This window comes from Citrobacter amalonaticus (assembly GCF_002918555.1).
Classification (GTDB): Bacteria; Pseudomonadota; Gammaproteobacteria; order Enterobacterales; family Enterobacteriaceae; genus Citrobacter_C; species Citrobacter_C amalonaticus_A.
Map to the genome: position 1 here is coordinate 1,273,646 of NZ_PQMB01000002.1, position 23,087 is coordinate 1,296,732.

The 23,087-nt window shown below is 50.3% G+C and carries 24 protein-coding genes and 1 pseudogene; 12 read left to right on the forward strand and 13 right to left on the reverse strand.

What is annotated here, in order from left to right; genetic code table 11:
- Both C3432_RS11610 and C3432_RS11615 read left to right on the forward strand, forming a co-directional pair.
- Positions 1-585 (forward strand): flavodoxin, encoded by a 585-nt coding sequence (locus C3432_RS11610; protein WP_103776736.1) that lies wholly within the window; start codon positions 1-3, stop codon positions 583-585.
- A gap of 23 nt (positions 586-608) precedes the next feature.
- A complete protein-coding gene (locus tag C3432_RS11615; protein WP_103776737.1) occupies positions 609-1,673 on the forward strand; it encodes an alpha/beta hydrolase in 1,065 nt (354 codons plus the stop codon).
- A 192-nt stretch (positions 1,674-1,865) separates the two neighbouring features.
- Here the strand turns inward: C3432_RS11615 and C3432_RS11620 are convergent, their stop codons facing one another.
- From C3432_RS11620 to C3432_RS11635, 5 genes and pseudogenes are all read right to left on the reverse strand, one after another.
- Positions 1,866-2,309 (reverse strand): hypothetical protein, encoded by a 444-nt coding sequence (locus tag C3432_RS11620; RefSeq protein ID WP_146050857.1) that lies wholly within the window; start codon positions 2,307-2,309, stop codon positions 1,866-1,868.
- A 13-nt stretch (positions 2,310-2,322) separates the two neighbouring features.
- The gene (locus C3432_RS27660; protein WP_181012900.1) at positions 2,323-2,493 is read right to left on the reverse strand and encodes a hypothetical protein; all 171 of its coding nucleotides are present in this window, start codon (positions 2,491-2,493) and stop codon (positions 2,323-2,325) included.
- Positions 2,494-2,727: 234 nt separating this feature from the next.
- A pseudogene (locus tag C3432_RS27965) lies at positions 2,728-2,865 on the reverse strand (NUDIX hydrolase); the annotation flags it as partial.
- A gap of 102 nt (positions 2,866-2,967) precedes the next feature.
- On the reverse strand, positions 2,968-3,417 hold the full coding sequence (locus tag C3432_RS11630; RefSeq protein WP_258041602.1) for a cyclophilin-like fold protein: 450 nt from the start codon (positions 3,415-3,417) through the stop codon (positions 2,968-2,970).
- A 137-nt stretch (positions 3,418-3,554) separates the two neighbouring features.
- The gene (locus C3432_RS11635) at positions 3,555-4,748 is read right to left on the reverse strand and encodes an MFS transporter (protein WP_103776739.1); all 1,194 of its coding nucleotides are present in this window, start codon (positions 4,746-4,748) and stop codon (positions 3,555-3,557) included.
- A 211-nt stretch (positions 4,749-4,959) separates the two neighbouring features.
- On the opposite strand from C3432_RS11635, the gene C3432_RS11640 reads away from it, so the two are divergent.
- The 5 genes from C3432_RS11640 (at position 4,960) to C3432_RS11660 (ending at position 10,685) form a co-directional block, all read left to right on the forward strand.
- The gene (locus tag C3432_RS11640) at positions 4,960-5,877 is read left to right on the forward strand and encodes a LysR family transcriptional regulator (protein WP_103776740.1); all 918 of its coding nucleotides are present in this window, start codon (positions 4,960-4,962) and stop codon (positions 5,875-5,877) included.
- 200 nt (positions 5,878-6,077) lie between these two features.
- On the forward strand, positions 6,078-7,088 hold the full coding sequence (locus C3432_RS11645; protein WP_103776741.1) for a LacI family DNA-binding transcriptional regulator: 1,011 nt from the start codon (positions 6,078-6,080) through the stop codon (positions 7,086-7,088).
- Between the two features lie 141 nt (positions 7,089-7,229).
- Positions 7,230-8,681, forward strand: a complete 1,452-nt coding sequence (nhaC, locus tag C3432_RS11650) for a Na+/H+ antiporter NhaC (RefSeq protein WP_103776742.1) — start codon at positions 7,230-7,232, stop codon at positions 8,679-8,681.
- Positions 8,682-8,693: 12 nt separating this feature from the next.
- Positions 8,694-9,896: a MalY/PatB family protein gene (locus tag C3432_RS11655; RefSeq protein WP_103776743.1), complete on the forward strand. Its 1,203-nt coding sequence runs from the start codon at positions 8,694-8,696 to the stop codon at positions 9,894-9,896.
- Positions 9,897-10,370: 474 nt separating this feature from the next.
- Complete coding sequence (locus tag C3432_RS11660) at positions 10,371-10,685, forward strand: hypothetical protein (protein WP_103776744.1); 315 nt, start codon at positions 10,371-10,373, stop codon at positions 10,683-10,685.
- 70 nt (positions 10,686-10,755) lie between these two features.
- Here the strand turns inward: C3432_RS11660 and C3432_RS27665 are convergent, their stop codons facing one another.
- Positions 10,756-10,917, reverse strand: coding sequence for a hypothetical protein (locus C3432_RS27665; RefSeq protein ID WP_181012901.1), 162 nt, complete (start codon positions 10,915-10,917; stop codon positions 10,756-10,758).
- Positions 10,918-11,311: 394 nt separating this feature from the next.
- On the opposite strand from C3432_RS27665, the gene C3432_RS11665 reads away from it, so the two are divergent.
- Complete coding sequence (locus C3432_RS11665; protein WP_103776745.1) at positions 11,312-12,163, forward strand: aldo/keto reductase; 852 nt, start codon at positions 11,312-11,314, stop codon at positions 12,161-12,163.
- Between the two features lie 26 nt (positions 12,164-12,189).
- Positions 12,190-13,179 carry an aldo/keto reductase gene (locus tag C3432_RS11670; protein ID WP_103776746.1) on the forward strand — a complete coding sequence of 330 codons (990 nt, stop codon included), beginning with the start codon at positions 12,190-12,192 and terminating at the stop codon, positions 13,177-13,179.
- A gap of 657 nt (positions 13,180-13,836) precedes the next feature.
- Here the strand turns inward: C3432_RS11670 and C3432_RS11675 are convergent.
- The 7 genes from C3432_RS11675 to C3432_RS27460 form a co-directional block, all read right to left on the reverse strand.
- Positions 13,837-14,415: a YebB family permuted papain-like enzyme gene (locus tag C3432_RS11675; protein ID WP_103776747.1), complete on the reverse strand. Its 579-nt coding sequence runs from the start codon at positions 14,413-14,415 to the stop codon at positions 13,837-13,839.
- Between the two features lie 185 nt (positions 14,416-14,600).
- Positions 14,601-17,690, reverse strand: a complete 3,090-nt coding sequence (locus C3432_RS11680) for a calcium-binding protein (protein WP_103776748.1) — start codon at positions 17,688-17,690, stop codon at positions 14,601-14,603.
- Between the two features lie 18 nt (positions 17,691-17,708).
- Positions 17,709-18,209, reverse strand: a complete 501-nt coding sequence (locus C3432_RS11685) for a hypothetical protein (protein WP_146050856.1) — start codon at positions 18,207-18,209, stop codon at positions 17,709-17,711.
- A 19-nt stretch (positions 18,210-18,228) separates the two neighbouring features.
- Positions 18,229-18,474, reverse strand: coding sequence for a hypothetical protein (locus C3432_RS11690; RefSeq protein WP_103776750.1), 246 nt, complete (start codon positions 18,472-18,474; stop codon positions 18,229-18,231).
- Positions 18,467-19,030, reverse strand: coding sequence for a hypothetical protein (locus tag C3432_RS11695; RefSeq protein ID WP_103776751.1), 564 nt, complete (start codon positions 19,028-19,030; stop codon positions 18,467-18,469). The genes C3432_RS11690 and C3432_RS11695 overlap by 8 nt, the downstream gene beginning before the upstream one ends.
- Before the next feature lie 210 nt (positions 19,031-19,240).
- Positions 19,241-19,786 (reverse strand): hypothetical protein, encoded by a 546-nt coding sequence (locus C3432_RS27455; protein ID WP_146050855.1) that lies wholly within the window; start codon positions 19,784-19,786, stop codon positions 19,241-19,243.
- Between the two features lie 166 nt (positions 19,787-19,952).
- Positions 19,953-20,261, reverse strand: coding sequence for a DNA adenine methylase (locus C3432_RS27460; protein WP_146050854.1), 309 nt, complete (start codon positions 20,259-20,261; stop codon positions 19,953-19,955).
- 834 nt (positions 20,262-21,095) lie between these two features.
- Between C3432_RS27460 and C3432_RS11705 the strand changes: the two genes are divergently transcribed.
- From C3432_RS11705 to C3432_RS11715, 3 genes are all read left to right on the forward strand, one after another.
- The gene (locus C3432_RS11705) at positions 21,096-21,626 is read left to right on the forward strand and encodes a hypothetical protein (RefSeq protein ID WP_146050986.1); all 531 of its coding nucleotides are present in this window, start codon (positions 21,096-21,098) and stop codon (positions 21,624-21,626) included.
- 26 nt (positions 21,627-21,652) lie between these two features.
- Entirely contained in the window at positions 21,653-21,973 is a 321-nt protein-coding gene (locus C3432_RS11710; RefSeq protein WP_103776754.1) for a PapB/FocB family fimbrial expression transcriptional regulator, read from the forward strand.
- 538 nt (positions 21,974-22,511) lie between these two features.
- Entirely contained in the window at positions 22,512-23,036 is a 525-nt protein-coding gene (locus C3432_RS11715) for a fimbrial protein PefA (RefSeq protein WP_103776755.1), read from the forward strand.
- Positions 23,037-23,087: the final 51 nt, after the last annotated feature.

A 23,087-nucleotide genomic window follows, 5' to 3' on the forward strand; every position in this document is an offset into this window, starting at 1 on the left:
ATGGCGCATGATCCCACCCGCAGAATGTTAATGACCGCCCTTGCCGGACTCACGCTGGCGCATGTCTCTCTGGCGTCTGCGGCGACCGGAGCCGCAAACGTTCAGGGCAACAGCCGTATTCTGGTGGCATATTTTTCCCGCAGCGGGAATACACGGGTGATTGCAGGTGTAATACATCGCAGCCTGAAAACCGATCTGTTTGAAATCGAACCGGCGACACCTTACCCGGAGGACTATTTTCAGACCGTTGAACAGGCAAAAAATGAACGGGCACAGGGAACAAAACCGACACTAAAAAATAGCGTTGGCAATATCGAACGCTATGAGACGGTGTATTTAGGCTTCCCCATCTGGGGAGCCAGCGTGCCCCCCGTGGTGCAAACATTTCTCAGTACCCATAATCTGGCGGGGAAATTACTCGTCCCCTTCATGACCCACGGCGGCTACGGGAAAGGTGACAGCGACGATATTCTTGCAAGCCTTGCCCCAACCGCGCGTCGGGAAAAACCGCTGATCGTTGAATGCTGCCAGGAACGAAGAACCACCGAGACGGTAATCCATTGGTTAGAGACGATACGTGGATGATTTATTGATAAGAGGATATTACGTTGCAGACACTTTTAAAAAAGCTGGCTATCTGCATGATGGCGGGTGGCCTGGCGGCTCAATCCGTCTATGCCGCGCCAATCGTCATTCAGGAACAGGGGAGCTTTTCCGCTGGCGGCACGGTCATCACCGCGCCTGGGGTATTTGACGCGAAAAAACCGGTGGATCCCGCAGGCCAAACTTACCATGGCGATCATGCGTCAGTGTTTTACCAAATCCCGGAGGATCCTCACAAATATCCCATCGTCATGCTGCATGGCGCAGGCCAGTCTTCCCGTACCTGGGAAAGTACCCCGGACGGCCGTGAAGGGTTCCAGAACATATTCCTGCGGCGCGGATTCTCAACGTATCTTGTCGATCAACCGCGTCGGGGCAGCGCGGGGCGGACTATGGTAGCAGGTACTGTTACACCAATAGCGGATGAGCAGATGTGGTTTAATCAGTTCCGTGTTGGCGTCTGGCCGGACTACTTTAAAGACGTGCAGTTCTCTCACGATAAAGAAGCGCTGAATCAGTATTTCCGCCAGATGACCCCGAATACGGGACCATTTGATATCAATGTAATTTCTGATGCCCTGTCCGCCGTGGTGGATAAATCCGGCCCGGCTATACTCTTCACCCACTCTCAGGGCGGCGGACCAGGCTGGTACACGGCGATGAAAAACGAGAAGGTCAAAGCCATTGTCGCCTTCGAGCCTGGCAGCAGCTTTGTCTTCCCGGAGAGAGAACTCCCTGCCCCTATGCCAAGTGCGTTCGACACGCTGAAGGGGGAGCCTGTTCCAATGGAACAATTTATGGCGCTGACCAAAATCCCGGTTCTGATTATTTACGGCGATAACATACCGGATAAACCTGTCGCCATGCCCGCACAGGACAGCTGGCGGGTACGCCTGGCAATGGCCCGTGAGTGGCGTGACGTGGTGAACAAGCACGGTGGTGATGTGACCGTTACGCACCTTCCGGAAACAGGGATACACGGTAATACCCACTTTCCGTTTTCTGACCTGAATAATGTTCAGATCGCTGATTTGGTGAGTCACTTTTTGAAAGAGAAAAACCTCGAGTAGAATGAGATCAAACTGAACCCTCAGAGCTGAGGGTTCAGAACGGACAACGGCTAAAGAAGGCGTCGTTTTAGGTTGATATAGCCGGACCGTGGCAGGAAAGTGGCACAGGAACCGGTAAATCTGACCGGCTGCGATGAGCGGGGAACGGATATAAAATGCCAGCAAGCAAACTGAAGCACTGCGGCGTTGCCGTTAACCGCCAGGTTTGAATGCCTTCTTATTCCGCAATGAGAATTTAACATAATAATTCACCGGAATTATTGTGGTCTTTTTATTCTCATCTACGGCGAGTACAAACGAATGGCTCAGTCCACCACTCCCGGCGCTCCCACTGCCATCTGAATCGTCACTGCTATGGTTATGATTTTTAAATTCAGTAAACCATTTTGTATATTGATTCAGTTCGTTAACAGTCATGCCGCCCTCAAAAATCTCGTCCGGATTTAATTCTGTCACGCAATCCACATTGAAATACCTTTTAATTTTCAATGTCAGGCCTTCCCCACCCTCTTTATACTCTCCTCCAATAATGTAATGATATTTCGATTCATCCAGGCTCGCCAATAAATCTTTAGCTTCTTTAAAACCTTCTTCTCCCTTATTATATTTCTTATATTCAGAGGTAAAGTCTGACAATGTTCTTTTGAATTCAATGATAAAAAAAATGACTTTTTGAACCAACTAAAGCATCACCAACTGACTCCACATTACCATCAAAAGGAGCCAGCAAATTCAATCCAAAATCATCTTTTGCAGCTAATACGAAATTATATTCAACTGTTTTTTCCCACCATTTTACTTCTGTTATTGTATTTTCCACGAAAGTACCTCTGTTGAATAAAAAGTTGACAACATATACACGACTTATTAGAGCTTAGTTTGAAAACGGTATTCTAACATCAGGTTGCCGTTCCGTGCAGGAGTGGAAATTCAATGAAATGTCAGCATCTGGCGCGCAGGGGACAAGCCTGGAGGTATGACGTCCGCGGTGAGTAAGGAGCGGACTCATTACGCGAAATGATACACAGGCAGTCAGGCCACAAGCGAAATAAACAGAAGCGCCTTCAATACGGTAAATGGCATCACATTTCGTGATGAGCCGGTGCGCAACCGGATAGCTCATGGACTCCCCGGTCTCATCGTCGATAGATTCAGAACCTGCGGCTCTCGCCAGCGGTAGCGCCAGCCACTCAACGCCACAGTAGAGGCGTGATATACCTTATCAACGGCTTCACCGCGGTTAAGGCCGACAGCATGATTTTTCACAAATGGTGAAATATTCTGCCTGTGTAAGCTATTTCATTTTCGAGAAGTTTACTGTAATCCCCCCGTGTCCAACCGCCTCTGGCAATAAATCCGCTGCAACTACCCGACCTATTGGTGTGTAGCGGTAAGTGGTATGAAATGTCGCGTAAAATAGCACCAGTGTTTCGCGGCCATATAACATCACGTCCCCTTTATGAATGATGCCAGGTGTGGTTGGGCTGGTGGGTAAAGGATGCATTAAGTCGGCGAATTTCTCATTCCCGTTAAGCTCTTCCATAGTCAGAGTCAGAGGGAGTTGCTTAATTAGCGCCTTTGCCGCTGAATTATCAGCAAGCTCAACGGTATAACTCTGCCTGTCAATCGTCATTTTAATTGTCATTAGATTCTCCCCGTTCGTCTGAGCAGCAGCGACGTTAGCATTAACTGGAAACACGAAATTTGCCATTAAGAGAAGTGAAAGACCTGATTTTTTCATCATTGCGACTCCCCTCAATTACGCAGCACCTGTAAAGATGTGGCATTTATCATTATTTCAAATGAGTCCAGAAGTTTATAAGTCAATACGATCTTACAGCCCGACATGACCTGCGCCATATTTGTCATGGCGTGTATCCTCTAGTATGCGCGGTGTGTTTTATGTGATGTCAGTATTGTCAGCCCCGCGGCGGCAACCAGCAGCCCCCCGCTCAGGGCAAAAGTGCTCTGCCAGCCGCTGTGATCAAAAGCCAGGCCGCCAAGCGTGGAACCAAGTGCGATGGAAAGCTGGATCACCGCGACCATCAGTCCGCCACCGGCCTCGGCATCGTCCGGCAGCGTGCGGGCGATCCAGGTCCACCATCCGGTAGGCGCAGCGGTTGCCATCAGCCCCCAGGCCCCCAGCAGCGGCGCGACCAGCCAAACGTGATGGCCCGTCAGTATCAGCGCCGCAGCAATGGCCGCCATCAGTAAAGGAATGGCGGCAAGCGTCGAATAGAAGCCCGCCTTCAAAAAGAAGCTAATTACCAGCGTGCCAATAAAGCCCGCCACGCCGATGACCAGCAAAATGAGGGATAAGGTGCCAATCTCCACCTGGGTGACGGTTTCAAGAAACGGGCGTACGTAGGTGAATAATGAGAACTGCCCCATAAAGAACAGCCCGCAGGCCAGCAGTCCAACGGCCATGACGGGACGGGAAAGCAGACGAAAAACAGAATCGCCTGACCCGGTGTTTTTGTCGGTCGCCATCGCGGGCAGACTAAAGTACTGCCAGATAAAGGCGGCAACCGCTACCGGGACGAGGCAGAAGAAAGCGCCGCGCCAGCCAATGACCGCTCCCAGATAACTACCGAGCGGTGCCGCCACGACGGTCGCCAGGGCGTTTCCGCCATTGAAGATGGCTAATGCGCGAGGCACCAGACGCTGTGGCACCAGCCGAAGCGCAGTGGCCGCAGACATCGACCAGAATCCGCCGATCGCAATGCCAGTCAGGGCACGCCCCGCCATATAAATCAGATAGCAGGAAGACAACGCGACCACCGCTGCCGATACAGCCATTAACGCCGTCATGCCCAGCAGCAGATATTTACGATTCAGATTTCCTGCCAGAGTGGAAAGAGACAGGCTGGTTAATACCGCCATAGCTCCGGAAATGGCAATCCCCTGCCCGGCCAGACCTTCACTCACCCCCAGATCGGTCGCAATGGGCGTCAGCAGACTCACCGGCATAAATTCTGATGCGATAAGCACAAAGATGCAGAGCGTCATCGCCAGTACGCCGCTCCAGTATGCGTGCTCTTTGTGATGCGTTGTTTCGCAGGTCAGTGTGGACATTAACGGCTACCTCTGAATATCGGCCCGGCTAAATTCAGGTAAGCCGTGGTCAGACGCTATTCATGGGAATAGCGATAAAAAGTACATAATTTAAACGCGTCATTCGCGATTTTCTCTTGCTGAAAGTTTTACACGCCGGGTGTAGGCTTACTAGCTAATGAATACTTAATGGGCTTATAAGCCACACTTATTAATCGGAAGCGCCTGCCAGATGAAACGCAACCTGAATGACCTCCTCTATTTTGTCACCGTCGCCCGTGAAGGGAGTTTTACCCGTGCGGCGGCTCATCTTGGGGTGACGCAACCCGCCCTCAGCCAGGCGATTTCCGCGCTGGAAGAGCGCATGAAAATTCGGCTCCTCACCCGAACCACCCGCAGCGTATCCCCCACCACTGCCGGAGAACGGCTGTTGCAGGCCATCGGCAACCGCCTTGATGAGATTGAAGCCGAGCTGGATATGCTCACAGCGTTGCGTGACAAACCCGCCGGTACGGTACGAATCACATGCGGGCCGGACGTCTTGCGCACCACGCTGTTACCGAAACTGACGCCACTTCTGCATGAATACCCGGATATCCATATTGAATTTGATGCCAACCACGGTTTCCGCGATATCGTCGCTGACCGTTTTGATGCAGGAGTGCGCCTGGGCGACACCATTGATAAAGACATGATCGCCATACCGATTGGCCCGGAACTGCACATGGCTGCCGTGGCGTCTCCGGAGTATTTCTCGCGTTACGCCATACCGCAAACACCGCATGAACTGACACAGCACTGCTGTATTAACCAGCGCATGGTCAGCTCCGGCGGGCTGTACGTCTGGGATTTTGATCAGGATGGAGGAGATTTGAATGTGCGCGTGAACGGGCAAGTGACGTTTAACACTTCAGAGCACATTGTTTATGCCGCTCTGGCGGGGCTGGGTATCGCTTTTTTACCGGAGGAGGAGTTTGGTACCCACATTGAGGAAGGCCGCCTTATCCGGGTGCTTGAACCCTGGTGCAAGCCTTTTCCGGGATACTATTTGTATTACCCCAGCCGTAAGCATGTCTCTCCCGCATTTTCACTGGTGATAGACGCTCTGCGTGTTTACCGGAAACGACAGCCGGTAAACCAGGCAAAGTGAAGGAGAGAAACGAAGATCTGACTCGTTACCGGGCCAGTGCTCCGTTGAGTCTTTACCCCGAAATATTGGTGATTCTTTCTGGCATTAAGCGGCCTGAAGGAATGAGCGAGGGGCAGACATTTTGGTTTAAGGCTAACGCGTTAAAAGAATACTGACTGATGATATGTAAAGTCTTAGGCATCAAAAAGATAAGGGGCAGTATGGCGACGATAAAAGATGTTGCATTGCTGGCAAGAGTGTCAACAGCGACAGTTTCACGTGTTATTAATCAAACTGCATGGGTTGAACCTGTGACGCGTGAGCGTGTTGAAAAGGCCATGCGCGAACTAAATTATCATCGCAATGCCGCCGCTATAGCACTTGCGAAGCGCAGCGGTGACATGCTCGGGTTATTGACCGGTAATCTTGCCGATCCCTTTTTTGCTCGTCTTGCCCGGGGTGCAGAGGAGGTCTCGCGCCAGGAGCAATTTCGATTAATGGTCTGCAGTGGTGGTCACGATGAAGGAATGGAAAAAACCGGGCTTGATTTTCTGATCAATCAGGGATGTGAGGCTATTGTGGTACATGCGAGTAGATTACCGGAGAAGGAACTGCTGCGTTATGCCGCACATTTCCCCGCCATGGTGGTGGTGAACCGCTATATTGCCGGCATGGCCAATCGCTGTGTGTGGCTGGAGAATTGTGCGGCTGCAAAAACGGCAACGCTTCATTTGCTGGAGCAAGGGCACCGCTGTATTGCCTGCGTGACGAGCGATTTACCGATTATCGATCGCAGTGAGCGGCTGGAAGGGTATCGTCAGGCATTGACTGAATATGGCATTACGCCAGATAAAAACTGGGTAATTAGCGTACCTTTTAATGAAGAAGGAGGCGAACGTGCAGCGCATCAGCTTCTTAACTGCGGTATCCCTTTCACCGCCGCAGTGACGTTTAATGATGTGATGGCCGCCGGGATCATGCGCATTTTACATCAGAAAGGGATTGCGCTACCTCAGCAGCTTTCTATCGTTGGATTTGATGATGTGGTGATGGCGCGTTACCTCTTTCCGGCACTGACAACCATGCACTATCCGGTCGAACGAATGGCACGTCGTGCTTCGCAACTGGCAATACAACTCTTTAAGGGCGTGACTCAGCAACCCAGTGTAAATAACTTTGCCGCAGAACTGGTGATCCGCGATTCCGTTCTTCCTCCTCAAGCCAATGGTTAAGCCGTCAAGTGTTCCAATTGTGATCTGGTTCAAATTTGGTCATCTCATGTAATCGCTTACATGGAGGCGAATGGACGATCACATTCAGGGAAAAGGGTGTTCATCTACTCTTGAGCGACCTTACAGACAGGAGTTCCATTTATGAATGCCTCTCAAAATCAGAAAAAAACGCTCTCATTTGGCCTGGCAGTGATACCCATTGCCGCCATGCTGCTATTGCTAATTATTGGTTACGGCATTATGGGATTGCGCATTGAGCCCTTGCTGCTCTGTTCCGCTGCTGTAGCCGCAGGCGTTGCGTGGTGGCAGGGATATACCTGGGAAGACATCATCAGTTCGGTGGTTGATAAACTCGCCAAAGCAATGCCGGTCATCATGATTTTGATCTGCGTTGGGGCGCTAATCGGAACATGGATGTTCAGTGGAACCATACCTTATATGGTTTACTGGGGGCTTAAATTAATAAGCCCTGAATACATTCTGATCGCCGCCTTCTTTTTGACCAGCGTAGTGTCAGTATGTACCGGGACATCATGGGGTTCAGCAGGAACGGTGGGCGTTGCGCTGATGGGAGTAGCCGCCGGGCTGGACGTCTCTCTGGCAGCGGCGGCAGGCGCAGTCGTTTCCGGCGCTTACTTTGGCGATAAAATATCGCCGCTGTCTGATTCCACCAACTTTGCTGCGATTGTGGCTGATACGACGCTCTTCGAACATATTCAACATTTGTTGTGGACCACGATCCCCAGCTTTCTGCTTGCTGCCGTGGTTTATCTTATTGCCGGTCACAGTAATATGCTGGGCGAGGTAGCCACGCCCCAGCGGGTCACTGATATTGTCAACGGCCTGGCGTCTCTGTACCACTTTAATGTCATTCTGATTTTGCCACCGGTTATTGTTTTGTGGGGGGCCATTCGCAAGAAACCGGTGATTCCTTTAATGCTCAGTGCATGCGTATTAGCCCTGATTCTGGGGGTAGTCATGCAGGGGCTTAGCATTAAGCAAGGCCTGGACGCATTTATTGATGGGTTCAACATCAATATGTTCCCGCAAGGGAGTGAGGGTGTCATTGCTGATATCCCACGTCTGCTTAACCGTGGCGGTATGTTCTCAATGATGGGGACTATCCTTCTGGTGTTTTGCGCATTCTCTTTTGCTGGTGCCTTAACGTTAACGGGGGCGCTCAACATTATTATCAACCGCCTGCTGACGGTGATTCACAGCGTCGGTCAGTTAATCGCGGCGACCATTGGAACCACTATTCTGGTTACCGGTGCCACCAGCGACGGCAAACTGGCTCTTCTGGTTCCTGCTGAATTGTTTAAAGACGCTTACCGCCGCATGGGACTCGATACCAAAAATCTTTCACGAACAATTGAAGATGCGGGAACCGTTATTGAGCCCTTATTACCGTGGACTTCTGCCGGTGTATATATGGCAACAACGTTGGGGGTGAGTACGCTGGACTTACTCCCCTGGGCGATTCAGTGCTATGCCGCTATCTTCTTCGCCTTGATTTACGGTTTCACTGGAATCGGTATTGCGAAGACGTCATCGGTGGCAGGAAAAGAAAAGAATTTAACGGTAACAGAATAGGAAGGGAATTCGATGGATTTTAATAAGATTATAGACCGCCACAATACCGGTTCGCTGAAGTGGGACTTCATGGCGCGATATTTCGGCGAGGGTGCAAATGAACTGTTGCCAATGTGGGTGTCAGATTTTGATTTTACCTGTCCATCCGCTGTACAGGAGGCCCTGGTTCATCGCGTCGGGCACGGTGTTTTTGGATACAGCGAGCGACCACAAATTTACTTCGACGCCTTGATTGCATGGTTCTTAACCCGGCATCAACTGGAAATAAAGCAAGAGTGGATCTGCAGTATTGAAGGGGTGGTTCCGGGCTTGTCTTTACTGGTACAAATGCTGAGCCACCCGGGTGAAGGGGTGGTGGTTCAGGGACCCTATTATGGATCTTTTTCAAAAGTCATAACACTCAACGGCAGACGGTTACTGGAAAATCCATTGCATGAAGATCCGCATACGGGTTATCAGATGGATCTTGTTCATCTGGAAATGGTATTTCGCACTGAACATCCGCCATTAATGATTTTATGTAATCCTCATAATCCAACTGGTCGTTGTTGGTCTGCACAGGAACTGGAAGATCTACTGCAGTTGTGCGAGACATATAATGTCACGTTACTGTCTGATGAAATATGGGCCGATTTGTTACTTCCTGGAGAACAATTTACTTCGGTTCTCCATCTGGGAGAGCGCTGGCATTCGCGCGTCATCTCTGCGACCTCCGCCAGTAAAACGTTTGGTTTGTCGACATTGCGTATTGCAAACTTTCTGATACCCGCGACGACATTGCGTGAGCAGTTCTTACGCCGTCTGGATGCACATGGACTGGATGTGTTTAATGCACTATCTGTCGAGGCAAGCATTGCTGCATGGCAACAGGGTGCACCCTGGCTGGACGAATTACTTGGTTATCTTGCAGAAAATCGCCGATGGTTTAGTGAACAGGTTGATGAATATCTTCCCTGGGCAAGAGTTGTCCCTGCCCAGGGAACTTATCTATTATGGCTAAATTGTAAAGCACTGGGCCTGGATGATGAACAGCTCAAATGGGTCATGGCTGATGTTGCCGGAATTGCACCTTCTATGGGAAATAGCTTTGGATCGGCTGGCAATGGTTTTATCCGCCTGAATCTGGGATGTCCACGAGCATACCTCGAAAGAGCGGTGGAAGGGCTGAAACGTATTGCCTATACAGCCTCAAAGAAAGCGCATCCCAACAGTTAGTTTAAAATGATGACGCTTTTACACTGCATGAACCTTTGAAGGTTTAAGCAAAAAGCATGTTCTCATTATGTGGCGACTCAGAATATGACTAACTCCACATGAAAAAAGCACCTACTGAGTCGGTGCTTTAACCCAGGTACAAGGAATCACCTTGCTTATATCCGTCGCAGACAATCACTTTCTGTTCTGGCGTGTAGTTAATTCGCGTTCCTCGTTTCATGGCAACGTCCCCCTTTACTAAGGATAGCGTTGCATCGACCCGTTGAACTCACAGCCACAAGCGGATGCTGGCAACGCTCATTAATGGTCGAGACGACCAATAAAAATCAGTTAAACACAGTGACTATAAGTCCGGTAATTGTACTTCCCTCTTCATTTTCTTAACATATATGAGAGAGGAAATTTGACGGGCAAAGAATATCGGTTCGATCACTTTAATTTCTTAAGTAATTATATTCTCCGCAAGGACATTCAATGCGCTATACACCTTTTTTAATTGTGCCTTTATTAAGTGCCTGTAGTTTCAGTTTTATGAAATTTGATAATGATCCACTCGTACAAGCGACTTACGCACCCGATGCGACTAAAAGCTCGGTTATTACTGCGGGTGGAAAACCAGACAGTGAGATGAATATTCCAGAAATCAGTGGGACTTGCATCAACTACACGCTAAAAAAAGATGCAGAGACAATGCCTTTTTATGTGGCGTTTGATAAGAATGGAAACCGAAAACATTATGGCTATACCTCCTGCCAACAGGCGAGGGATAAGGGAGTGTTTACTCAGTAAACCTGATTAAAAAACTATTTCTCTTCTGTCTGTGTAGAATGAGAAGAGAAATATGTAAATTGTTTAAATATTAGTAACCCGCAGCCCTGTTAGCGGCTTCTATGCGCTTATTTCTTGCGTCTTTTTCTTGTTGGTCTTTAGCTTGCATTATCCCACTTGCAGCATCCACCCAATCATTTGCGGTACAGCCTGATAACCCTACACTCAGCATAAATGCAAACACATACTTCATTACGGCTCCATCGACAAATTATTGTATAAATAACGCACGGATAATACGCAACGTATTCGACGTTTATGTTTTACATTAACAAAGAATCACATTATGGGCAAGTCAAGGATTGCAAGAGATTTTTTATTTAGGGCAGAAAATAGATCTGCGAATTCAAATAAGGATATATTCTTTTGAATAAATATTGAGTAGTAAATTTTTTGCGTCAACCACACATCGCTGCTCTAAATGCACCGTTAATATCGGCGGTGCCGAAGGTCCCTGCTGACACCAGGCTGCCCGTCAGATGCTGGCAATTAATGAACCCTACTAATAAACCCTAGCTAATTACCCCATCTAATCGAATAAATCACGATGCGTTATGCTTTCCTGACAACAGCTGAAGGATAACATCATGCAAACTGTAAAACTGAATAGCGGTATTGAAATGCCCCTGCTGGGTTTTGGTGTCTTCCAGATGACGGATGCCGCCGAATGCGAGAGAGCCGTTATTGATGCCATTGATACGGGATACCGACTGATTGATACCGCAGCCTCCTACCAGAACGAAACCCAGGTCGGGAATGCGCTGAAACAGAGCGGTATTGCACGTAACGAGCTCTTTGTGACAACCAAACTTTGGCTGCAGGATACCCATTACGAAGGTGCTAAAGCGCAGTTCGAACGTTCGCTGAACCGACTGCAGCTGGACTATGTTGACCTGTACCTGATTCACCAGCCTTACGGCGATGTCCACGGTGCCTGGCGTGCCATGGAAGAACTGCAACAGGCAGGCAAAATTCGCGCCATTGGCGTCAGCAACTTCCATCCTGACAGACTGGCCGATCTTATCGCCTTCAACAACGTTGCCCCTGCGGTGAACCAGGCTGAAGTCAATCCCTTCAATCAGCAACTGCACGCCGTGCCGTGGATGCAAAGCCGTAATATTCAGCCGGAAGCCTGGGCGCCGTTTGCGGAGGGTAAAAATGGCCTGTTCCAGCATCCCGTATTAACGGCGATTGGTCAGAAATACGGCAAGAGCGTGGGTCAGGTTGTGCTGAGGTGGATCTTCCAGCGCGGCATCGTTTCGCTGGCGAAATCGGTGCGAAAAGAACGCATGGAAGAGAACATCAATATTCTCGATTTTGAACTCAGTTCTGAAGATATGCTGCAGATTGCCGCGCTCGATACCGCAACCAGCGCCTTCTTCTCTCACCGTGACCCGGCGATGGTGGAATGGCTGACTGCCCGCAAACTTGATGTTTAAGTCGTGATAAAAGAGGTACTGATTAAATGCAAAAACGTTATCTGGGTAAATCCGGACTTGAAGTGTCAGCACCTGGACTCGGGTGCATGGGACTCAGCCACGGCTACGGCCCGGCGACAGAACGCCGTCAGTCCATTGAACTCATTCGTGCAGCGGTTGAACGTGGCGTCACGTTCTTCGACACCGCCGAAGTGTATGGCCCTTATCTGAATGAAGACGTTGTTGGCGAAGCCTTACAGCCGTTCCGCGATCGTGTCGTCATTGCCACCAAATTTGGTTTTACCTTCGGGAATGACAATAAGCAGCAGATTTTAAACAGCCGTCCGGAGCATATCCGTGAAGCCGTTGACGGGTCATTACGCCGCCTCAGGACAGATGTCATTGATCTGCTGTATCAACACCGTGTCGATCCGGAGGTGCCTATTGAAGATGTTGCCGGAACGGTAAAAGACCTGATTACAGAAGGAAAGGTCAAACATTTCGGTCTTTCCGAAGCGGGCGCACAGACCATTCGTCGTGCGCATGCAATACAGCCAGTCACTGCTCTGCAAAGTGAATATTCCCTGTGGTGGCGCGAGCCTGAGCAGGAGATCCTGCCGCTGCTGGAGGAACTGGGCATTGGTTTTGTGCCATTCAGCCCATTAGGTAAAGGTTTCCTGACGGGATCGATTAAGCCAGGTACGACTTTTGGCAAGGATGATTACCGCAGTACCGTGCCACGTTTCGCCGCACAGGCGATTGAAGCCAATGAAAAACTGGTGACATTATTAGGCGAACTGGCAGCTGAAAAAGGGGTGACGTCTGCGCAAATCGCGCTGGCCTGGTTGCTGGCACAAAAACCGTGGATTGTTCCTATCCCTGGCACCACCAAACTACACCGCCTGGCGGAAAACCTGGGGGCCGCAGACATTATTCTCTCTGAGGATGATTTGCTTCAGATAACACAGACTCTTGAAACAGTAAAAATCGTCGGCGAGCGCTACTCACCGGAGCATCAGGCTCGCACAGGCCGGTAATAATCAGGCGGGTCCTGAGGGGTTAAATCCAGATTTAAATATTCCTCAGGCCAGCTATAAACATGCAGAATAGAATTAATCAGCATTTCCGAATGACGTCGGGATTCTATCCATTTAATGGAACCTGTATCTATTTCAATTTTTTTTCTTCCAGATATCACTATTGGGATAGTCCTGAACGCCCCTCAAGGAACATCAACCGCCGAAGGTTCCATAGATTAGCAAGCTGCTTAACTTTGTTTTTATGGGGATGTACCGTCATGTCTACCAGGATTACAGATGATAATGATTTTGCCGGTTTTTTATTCGGCATTTCAGAATATCCCGATAGTCAGTACAGTTAACAATACGCATATCGTTAAATTTTTCAAAATGGGTTAGTTCATTAAAATCGATTTGAGTAAAGTTACATGGGCTTAAGACAAAAAGAATTTTCATACTTTACGATTTATTTATTTCATGATGAATGGCTGGCTAAATAATACGTTACCATTCAGTTCTCTTCAGATAAAACCTTAACAGTTCAATAAGCTAAAATGCAGTCGCATTTCAGAAATCGGCACATTCTCAGTGCTGAAAATTATAAATATATATCGTTTTTTATTTATTTCCTCGAAACCAGAAGCAAGGTTTACTCACATTCCTCACTGAAAAAACTCAGTCCATACTATCAAACATGCCACACACCAGACTCAGTTCTGGATGCAGCCATAAGCTGGCGGGCGTCACCGTTTTCCTGTCCCATGGAATGCTCCCCAGAAACCAGAATTTCCAGAACAACAGCTTTGCTTCCGGATTACTTTTAAGTAACTGCCCAAAAGTTTCCACGTTGCCAATCTGAATACCTAACGCATCCTTGTATATATCAAACACAAATTTTGAACAAAACTGCCGCGAGGAATCGTATTCAAACCCCGTATGGTAGAATTTGTGCAGACGCGCTGGCACCTGCTCCATAACAGAAAGCTTCTGTGCCGTAGTAAGTCCTCCCCGAAAGCGACGTACTGCATATTGTTGTCCAACAGAACGTTGAATAAATTTTGACAAGGTGGTGACGCCTGAGAGAGGAATACGGCTTTCAGCCACCTGATAATCGTCACCATTATGTCCCGTGACGATCCCGACATGGTTGCACCAACACCGGGAGGCCGTTGACACTTCACGGAATAAAGGCGCACCGATACAGGTAAAAACAATATCTCCCGTCTCAAACGCCGCAGGGTAATTCGCCATCATATTTTTCTCCGTTCTGTTTCAGAATACGTTAACAGGCTTCATCGCTGCCTGCCGGCGGCGCTCCCGCCCACGCTAAAAACCGATACAATTTCAGCTCTGCTTCAAGCCGGGTCAGTTGGCTCTCCAGTACCACATTTTCAGTCTGCAGCTTCTGAGGGCCCGGGCATCATGCCCGGGCGGTGAACTCAGAACCCGAACGACGCTTTCTGCACGCCGGCCAGTACCGGAGTGGTGAACTGCTCAGGTGCCATCAGCAGGGGGTCAGCATCATCCCCGGCCGCCATAAACTGGCTGATTTGCTGGCGGAGCAGGCTCACCGGTACCGTACTGTCCGCTTCGCTATACGCTGCTGGCAGGGGAATGCCGTCATCGATATAGCTGAGCAAATCGTCTGCCAGCCACAACGTCCCGTCCGCAAACTGCACCTGCTGCAGGGGATTCCAGTTATCACCGGAGAAAAAGTCTTCCACCAGGATACGGTCGGTGCTGCCCGCCAGCGTCAGCAGCAGGTTATTATTACCGGAGCGCTTCACCGTCACCTGGTCGGCGGTAATGCCTTNGATTTGCTGGCGGAGCAGGCTCACCGGTACCGTACTGTCCGCTTCGCTATACGCTGCTGGCAGGGGAATGCCGTCATCGATATAGCTGAGCAAATCGTCTGCCAGCCACAACGTCCCGTCCGCAAACTGCACCTGCTGCAGGGGATTCCAGTTATCACCGGAGAAAAAGTCTTCCACCAGGATACGGTCGGTGCTGCCCGCCAGCGTCAGCAGCAGGTTATTATTACCGGAGCGCTTCACCGTCACCTGGTCGGCGGTAATGCCTTTTCCGAACCGCAGGGTGTTGGTCTCCGGGGTGCTGTGATAGTGCCCGCGCAGGGTGTCCTGGCCGTCGCCGGCGTTAAACAGGTAGGTGTCGTTCCCGGTCCCGCCGGTGAGAATGTCGTTCCCGGTACCGCCGACCAGGATATCGTCCCCGGCACCGCCGTCGAGGGTGTCGTTCCCCTCCCCGCCGTACAGGGTGTCATTCCCGGCCTGACCGTTCAGCACGTCATTGCCCGCCAGCCCGTAGAGGACATCGTTCCCGCTGGTTCCGGTCAGGGTGTCGGCCCCGTCCGTCGCCTGCAGCGCCTTCGCCACCAGGTCCGCCACCGTCCAGCGCGTCCCGTCGGCGAACTCCACCACCTGCAGGGGGGTGTAATAGCCGTCCGGCCGGTCCATGTAGAAGAAATCCTCCACCAGTATCCGGTCGGTGCTGCCCGCCAGAGACAGCAGCAGGTTATTATTACCGGAGCGCTTCACCGTCACCTGGTCGGCGGTAATGCCTTTTCCGAACCGCAGGGTGTTGGTCTCCGGCGTGCTGTGATAGTGCCCGCGCAGGGTGTCCTGCCCGTCGCCGGTGTTAAACAGGTAGGTGTCGTTCCCGGTCCCGCCGGTGAGAATGTCGTTCCCGGTGCCCCCGACCAGGATATCGTCCCCGGCACCGCCCTCGAGGGTGTCGTTGCCCTCCCCGCCGTACAGGGTGTCATTCCCGGCCTGGCCGTACAGCACGTCATTACCCGCCCCACCCCATAAATAATCATCCTTACCCATACCCGTGATAGAATCATTAGCATCGGTTCCCAGCAAAACGCTGCCTGCTATCCCCAGTCTGTTCCGTTCTTCTGTAAGGGATGGCATATACTCCAACTGCGCATAAAAAAGTTTTCGGACCTGAAGATAACGCCCAATATTTACCTCTTTCAGTTCATTAAGGTGCGTTTCGAAAGCAGCAAAATCATAGGTTATGCCACCTGAATCCGGCTTTATCTTCAGCTGAATTAATGCAAAATCCTCACGATAAAGGGTCTGTGAAAGTAAACTGGCTTCAATAAATTCTGTAAAACGATGGTATTCATCCTTCAGCAACTCTGCGGCATTCTGAAGTGGATCAACGGTGCCATTAGTCACATTCCTGTAAGTCTCTCCGCTGGCAGACTCAAGCACTGTGAGAAAGCGTGCATCAATGTAGCTGCCCCGGCTGTCGCTGGGGATATCTGTCACTCCGGCCCATTCAAAAATTATACGCTGTAATAAATCATCGGCTTCCTTACCCTGCGGGCAGGCAATATACTGTTCGACCATCGCCTGTAACCGGGGATTCAGGCTCATTGCTATATGCAAATCTGCCATGTTGCCAAATCCACGGATATAAGGTAACGCACGGATTTCTGAACTGATCTTCACGTCTTTGTCATAATGGGTATAACTGTTATTTGTGCTGAACCAGACATCTGCACTTGTTCCTGTGGTCCCATCAGTGTAAGTGATGTTGCCAGTCTGCTTATGGGCATTTCCCTGTCCATCGACAAACGTCGAATTCTGATAACCCGTCCCAACAGACGCCACACCTGCCTGTTCCAGAGTGAGTAATTCCCCCGCATCCACCCGACCATTACTGTTTGAGTCCTTCCATACCCTGAGCTGCTGCCAGACAGCATCACTGCTGTTAAGCTGGCCATCATGATTGTCATCCAGCTCCACGAGTGCCTGATAGCCGCTGGCGGCAGCTTTGCCATTCGCAAGAATGGTATTATTTCCGAATAATTCACCACCATCATCAATCAGGCCATTTCCATCACGATCCAGTACCAGCAGACCATCATCTTTCCCCACCCAGCCAGTATTTTCAGAAAAATGGTTATTATCATGATCAAAGAAAACTCCGGCTCCGGGAGAAAGAGTCTCAATACCATCTCTGTCGAGATCGATAATGATCGGCGAGGTAGTGTTTTTCGCGGCAGAAAGGTCAGGGCCGGCAGCACCATTACCAGAAATATCCGGTGGAATATTGAGGGGTAAAGGATCACAGTCGGTATCTTCCATGGAAGCCGGAGACCAGTAATCCATGATCCCGTCCTTCTGAGGTAAATTAAGCCCCGCATAACACAGGGACAAATCCACTGCTGTATTTGAGTTATAGTTAAGCGGATCATATGCCTGTTGTCCGCTCAGCGAAGCCATGTTTTCCTTTATACGGTCCCAGTATTCCGAAAGGTCATCACCAGCCATAACCATCTCAAACCTATGCAAGCCTTTTTTATTATAATCAATATGACCTTCTTTATATTCAGCATGAGAAGTAACCATATTACCAAAGCCGCCAGAATTCCTCTCAGGGCCTCCTCTTACAATATATTTATCCCCATTACTGTTCGTATACAGGAGGTATTTATGATAATAGCCAGGGCCGATCATTATATATCCTACCTCTATCATTTCGAAAGTACTGTTCATAGTTTCCTCCTAAATACTCTAAAAACCCCAATATAGATAACCTGATATATCAGACGCCTTACCGTCACGATCATTTAAAGAAATAGTGGCGCTCCTGACCCCAATCATATCGTATTGATAAGAATACGAAAAATGCATATATCTCTTACTTTTCCGCCAGGATGTTGTGGGTTTTGAGAAATCGCACTTAACCTTATTCAAGGTGTAATCAATGGATTTATCTGGCGTGAAATATTTAGCCACAAGAGTATCAGGGATCTTTTCTACTTTAACTGCCGGGTCCAGTTCATTATTATTACCTAACCACATAAATAATTTATACGAAAATTTATTTTTTAATGAGTCAGGTGTTAAAAATGTGTAAGTACACTCTGGCCTTGTAACCATAATGTGTAAATTTGAGAGTAACGCCACATATTTAAATCCATAAACAGCCAGATGGAGGCATGTCACATAGAAAAAAAAGACAAATATTATGCCTGATAAAAAAAAGAATATTCTTTTTAAACTTTTTTTCATATTCGCAGTACCCATTGCGTCAAATCAAACAGAAAAGTCCCGCGACCCCTGCAGCACCGTAAGACTTCTGAAAAGTTACAATGCTCCACTCAGCGTCCTCGTCTCTGTCAGTTCCCAGCGGGTTGCCGCTGTAAAGGATGGTGACCTCCCCGGTGGCATTGACATTGATTCGTTCGGCCAGGGCAAAGAGAGCCTCCTGACTGTTGTACTGCTCCGGATGAGTTTCCAGCAGGTTCAGCGCCGCCTGCAGGCTGAGTTCAGTCACGCGGACCTCCGTCTCTGCAGCTCACCCCGTCCGGCGCGATGATAAAGCTGAAGTGCCGGGGAACCTCACGCTCCTCCGGCGACATATACAGATAATCTCCACTGAAGCTGGCGTCCATGGCCGCCTCCAGGTCGGAGAGCACCGCCTGGCGCTGGTGCCGCAGGGCACTGGGCGCCCCGGGGGAAGGGCGAACCCGTTCAGAAATAAGCCGGAGATAGCAGACGAATTGCTTACAGCCGGGGAGCAGCTCACGGCTGCTGACAAACGGGGTCCCCGGAAACTGCGCGAGGTTACCGTCCCATAGTCCCGTGCGGATATGCACCAGGTAGTCGTAGCCGTGGCGGTGGAAGTGGAAGTGGAACTGATTTTCCAGACGGGAAGCCGGGTCAAAATGGTCCCCGACGGTCGCTTTGACCAGCCGCAGGAAAATCCCGGCCTCCCGGTCGATGACCCAGTAGCGGTCGGGATTGGGAAAGTCGACCTGCTCGCGGTCAAAGTCGTCAAAGTGGTAGCGGGCGCGGTCTTCGGGGGTAAATTCTTCGTTAACGAAAGCCATGATGTGTCCTCAGGGCGGGAGATATACCACTACCGTAACGACCGGAGGCGAGTTTTGACAGAGGATGTTTAAAAATCAGACTGTCTCAAATGAGTGTTAATGCCAAAAAGACGTCAGCATACGCGGGCTCCGGCTCTGCTGGTCCGCCGAGGAGAAATTACTGCTCCGGATGGGTGTTCAGGAGGTCCGGTGCCTGCAGGCTGAGTTCAGTCACAGGCGGCCTCCGTCATTAAAGTATTCCTCTCCCGGGGCAATGATAAAGCGGATATGCCGGGGGTTATCACGCCGTTCGGGTGGTATATACATATAGAAACCACCAAAGCTGGCGTCCAGGGCGACCTCCAGGTCGGTGAGGACCGCCTGGCGATGGTGACGCAGGGCACTGGGAGACGGACCGTTGATTTCAGCGATAAACCGGAGGTAGTAGAGGAACCGTTCACTGCCAGGGAGCGGCTCACGGCCGCTGACAAAGAGGGTGCCCGGGAACTGTGCGAGATTGTCTTCCCTTACTCCAGCACGGGTATGAACCAGGTAATCGTAGCCGTGGCGGTGGAAGTGGAACTGGTTTTCCAGCCCGGAGTCGGGGTCGAAATTATCCCCCACGGTCGGGCGGACCATGCGCAGGAAAATCCCGGCCCCGCGGTCGATAGCCCAGTAGCGGGAGGGATTGGGGAAGGCGACCTGCTCACGTTCAAAGTCGTCAAAGTGGTAGCGGGCGCGGTCTTCGGGGGTGAATTTTTCGTTAACGAAAGCCATGATGTGTCCTCAGGGCGGGAGATATACCACTACCGTAACGACCGGAGGCGAGATTTGACAGAGGATGTTTAAAAATCAGACTGTCTCAAAAAGAGGTCGCTTCAGATCGCTCTCCCTGATGTGTTTTACTGCGGGGAGTGGCCGGGTGTTTCCTTTTATATAACGGTCAGTCGCCGGGCACAGGTGTCCTGTGCAGTGAGCCCCTGCACCATAGCAGGCTGCCAGTGACACGCCGACAGCTTTCCGGCGTGTCACTGGCAGACACCACCGCCGGAAAATCGGTCATCCGGTTGATGTCACGCAGCCTTGTGGCCAGTACCCGGTGATGCTCTGCGGTAAACGCCGTGCCGTCATAAGTAGTGAACGACGCGCTGTCGCTCAGGGCCAGATAAACCGGATCACAGTAGACCGCACAGCACAGACCGGCAAATATCCCCCGCCTGTGGGACGGCAGGCTGGACAGGAGTGCATTCATACTGCGTGTTTTGGCACCGGCTCATTTCAGGAACGGGCTGATGATGCCCACCGGTTGTGGGTGGCCGAAACGGCCCGGATGCTGACATCCATGATAAATCCATTCTCAGTAAGCGGTCCGCCCATGGCCGGACGGGAAATGCACGTTGCGGATGGTAATAAATTTCCTGCCCGGAAGATATTTCCACCATTTTGTTTTTGACTAATTCCTGGTTTTTACGAATTAACACTCCTCCCCGAACCGGACACCATTCGTATTTTTTATGGGGAACAGGCCCGGCGCGTGCCGCCCCGCCCGGGCGAGTATTTTCGTCTTATATCGCGCTAATATGTTGTATCAGAATGTCTTTATCAGATATGTGAAAAATGAGAATAACTCCAAATTACCTCATCAAACATCTTGTTTTTGTGTGGTTTTATATTATTTTTATAAATACGTATCTTTCTGAATAATCCCGTCAGCCATCATCAGGAAAAAGGATGAGTGAAACTGATCGATGAAATTTCAAGATCTTATCGATCGATTTTATTGTCTGTTGTCATTCATTTTTACACCTTAGGATTCGTCTCATTAGCTCATGACAAAAAACATGATGCGATAAATATTGAATGAGGTTCAGGGATGGAGTTGCATGAACAGGGCTCCGGGGTGGGGAATGTTATTGTGTTCTCCCCGGACTTTATTATCGGAACGGCTCTGGCGGCACTGTATAAAACAAATAACAGGCACAGCACTGAATATACCAGGAATATAAATGAACTTTTTCATTTCATAAAAGAAAAGAGACCTCTCCGGGTGATTCTTGATATTTCCGCGCGGGATTGCGTTTATTTATTGTGTGCCATCCGGCGCCAGTTCCCGGTACTGCCGGTGATTATCACCCGTCGGCGACATTTATTTTCTGATTACATTACTGCGTCCTGGTTCGGGAATATCTGGCTGCGGGATTACGACACCCTGATGGCCGGGTATCCGGATGTGATACCGGTGGACTGTGTGACCGACGATTATTTTGCCGGCCCTGAAGGTACAGGGGCCTGTCGGGTGTTTTGCCACGGCCGGGCGGACGGCTTACAGGCGCTGGTTTTCCTGCGGGGGTGGCTGAGTCAACGACTCCGTCAGCGGCTTGCTTCACGTCAGGGGGCGAATATCATCCTGAACTGGCTTGAGCTGGGTGGAACGGCGGCTGATGTCGGAAAGCGTCTGGGGCGCAGTGAGAAACTGGCCTATCACTACCGCAAGTTGCTGATGAAGGAGCTGGGCATCAGGAACACGGCCCTGGAGTTTATCCCGTCGGTCAGTGTGAACGGCGGGGACATACCAGCGGGCTGTTCTTCAGTCTGTCTGATGCGTGAAAGCGTATAACCGTTTCAGGATACAGGAGGCGCTGAATGATGGCGGACCGGGCTGTATTACCCTGCAAGAATGCCCACGCCAGGGTAAGGAATATTCCCGGCGTGCTGGAGCCGGGTCAGGTGGATATCTGTCACTTCCGGTTGCTGATGACGCTGGGGCGAATAAGCAAGAAAAATATCCAGGACGCGCTGGAAGATGTGCTGGTCCGGGGAGTGACCCAGCGCGAGGCCTGTGAGCTTCATGGTATATCGCAGAGCCAGTTCTCGGTGAAATTCCGGCAACTACAGATACTGAATCAGACGGCTGCGCGGATGTATCCGTTTATTGCCGCCGGGAATGTGCCGTCCGGTATGTAGTGTGCTGCCGGTTAAAGGACATGTTTCTTTGCCGGGATTATTTTCAGTTTTTATATATTGATGAAACATCATAACCGTGAGTCCGTTTATTCAGGAACGGTAAACTGTGTCTGTTTTGGAGTAAGTGTCGAAAAATAGTCGGTTATTTTTCGTGCGGTAGCTATTGTCTGGTGCCAGGAAGCACAGAATAAAACAAATAACATTATCTTACTGGTGTCGGGATATTAATGCCCCATCAGGGGGCAGGTACTGTCAGCCGGATAATTTATATCTGAACAGTGGGGTGATACTGCTGTGTTCGATTACTGATTTTATCAGGCATGAATTAATTCCGTAGCCCGCGTAATACGACTTTTTGTCATTAAAGAAAATCCGGCAGCGTTAATGGCTGTCAGGCGGAGATACAGAAGCCGAAATAAACAGTATTCATCCTCAATGCTGCCCGGTGCGGCTGCATTGAGGATGGCTTCTGCCATCAACAGGAAAATTATCGCTGATAACAAACGTGCTGACTTCAGCACACCACAAGGAAAATAACATGAAAAAGAATTTACTGGCCGTTTCTGCTCTGGCTCTGGCTGTGATGTCCGGCTCTGCACTGGCAGCAAACGGTGATGTGCAGTTTCTGGGCGTGGTAACGAACACCACCTGTGATGTGAATCCGGGTGTGAATGGCGCAGTAAACAGCGTGGTTCAGCTGGGTACGGCACCAGTCGGTGACAAGGCCAGTGTCGTTAACTTCTCCCTGAAACCGGACATGAGTCAGACTGGCTGCCAGGGCCTGACAAACACCAACACCGTCACCATCGCCTGGACCGGTCCGTTTGATGGCAACGGTCTGAAAGCGCAGTCCGGTGCGGCAGATGACGCCTGGACTGAAATCAAGACCACCAACGCCACGGTGGACAAGACCATCAACACCACCAACCTGAGCGCAGAGATTGCAGGTGATCAGTTTATCGCCAATAACGGTCAGGGTATGACGTTCAGTGCCCAGCTGAATGGTGTTGCCAAGGCAGGTGACTACCAGTCTGCTGCGGCCTACGTGGTTGCCTACAACTAATCCCCACCGGTTATCCGTACAGGCCCTGTCGCACCGCGCTCACCCCGTGGC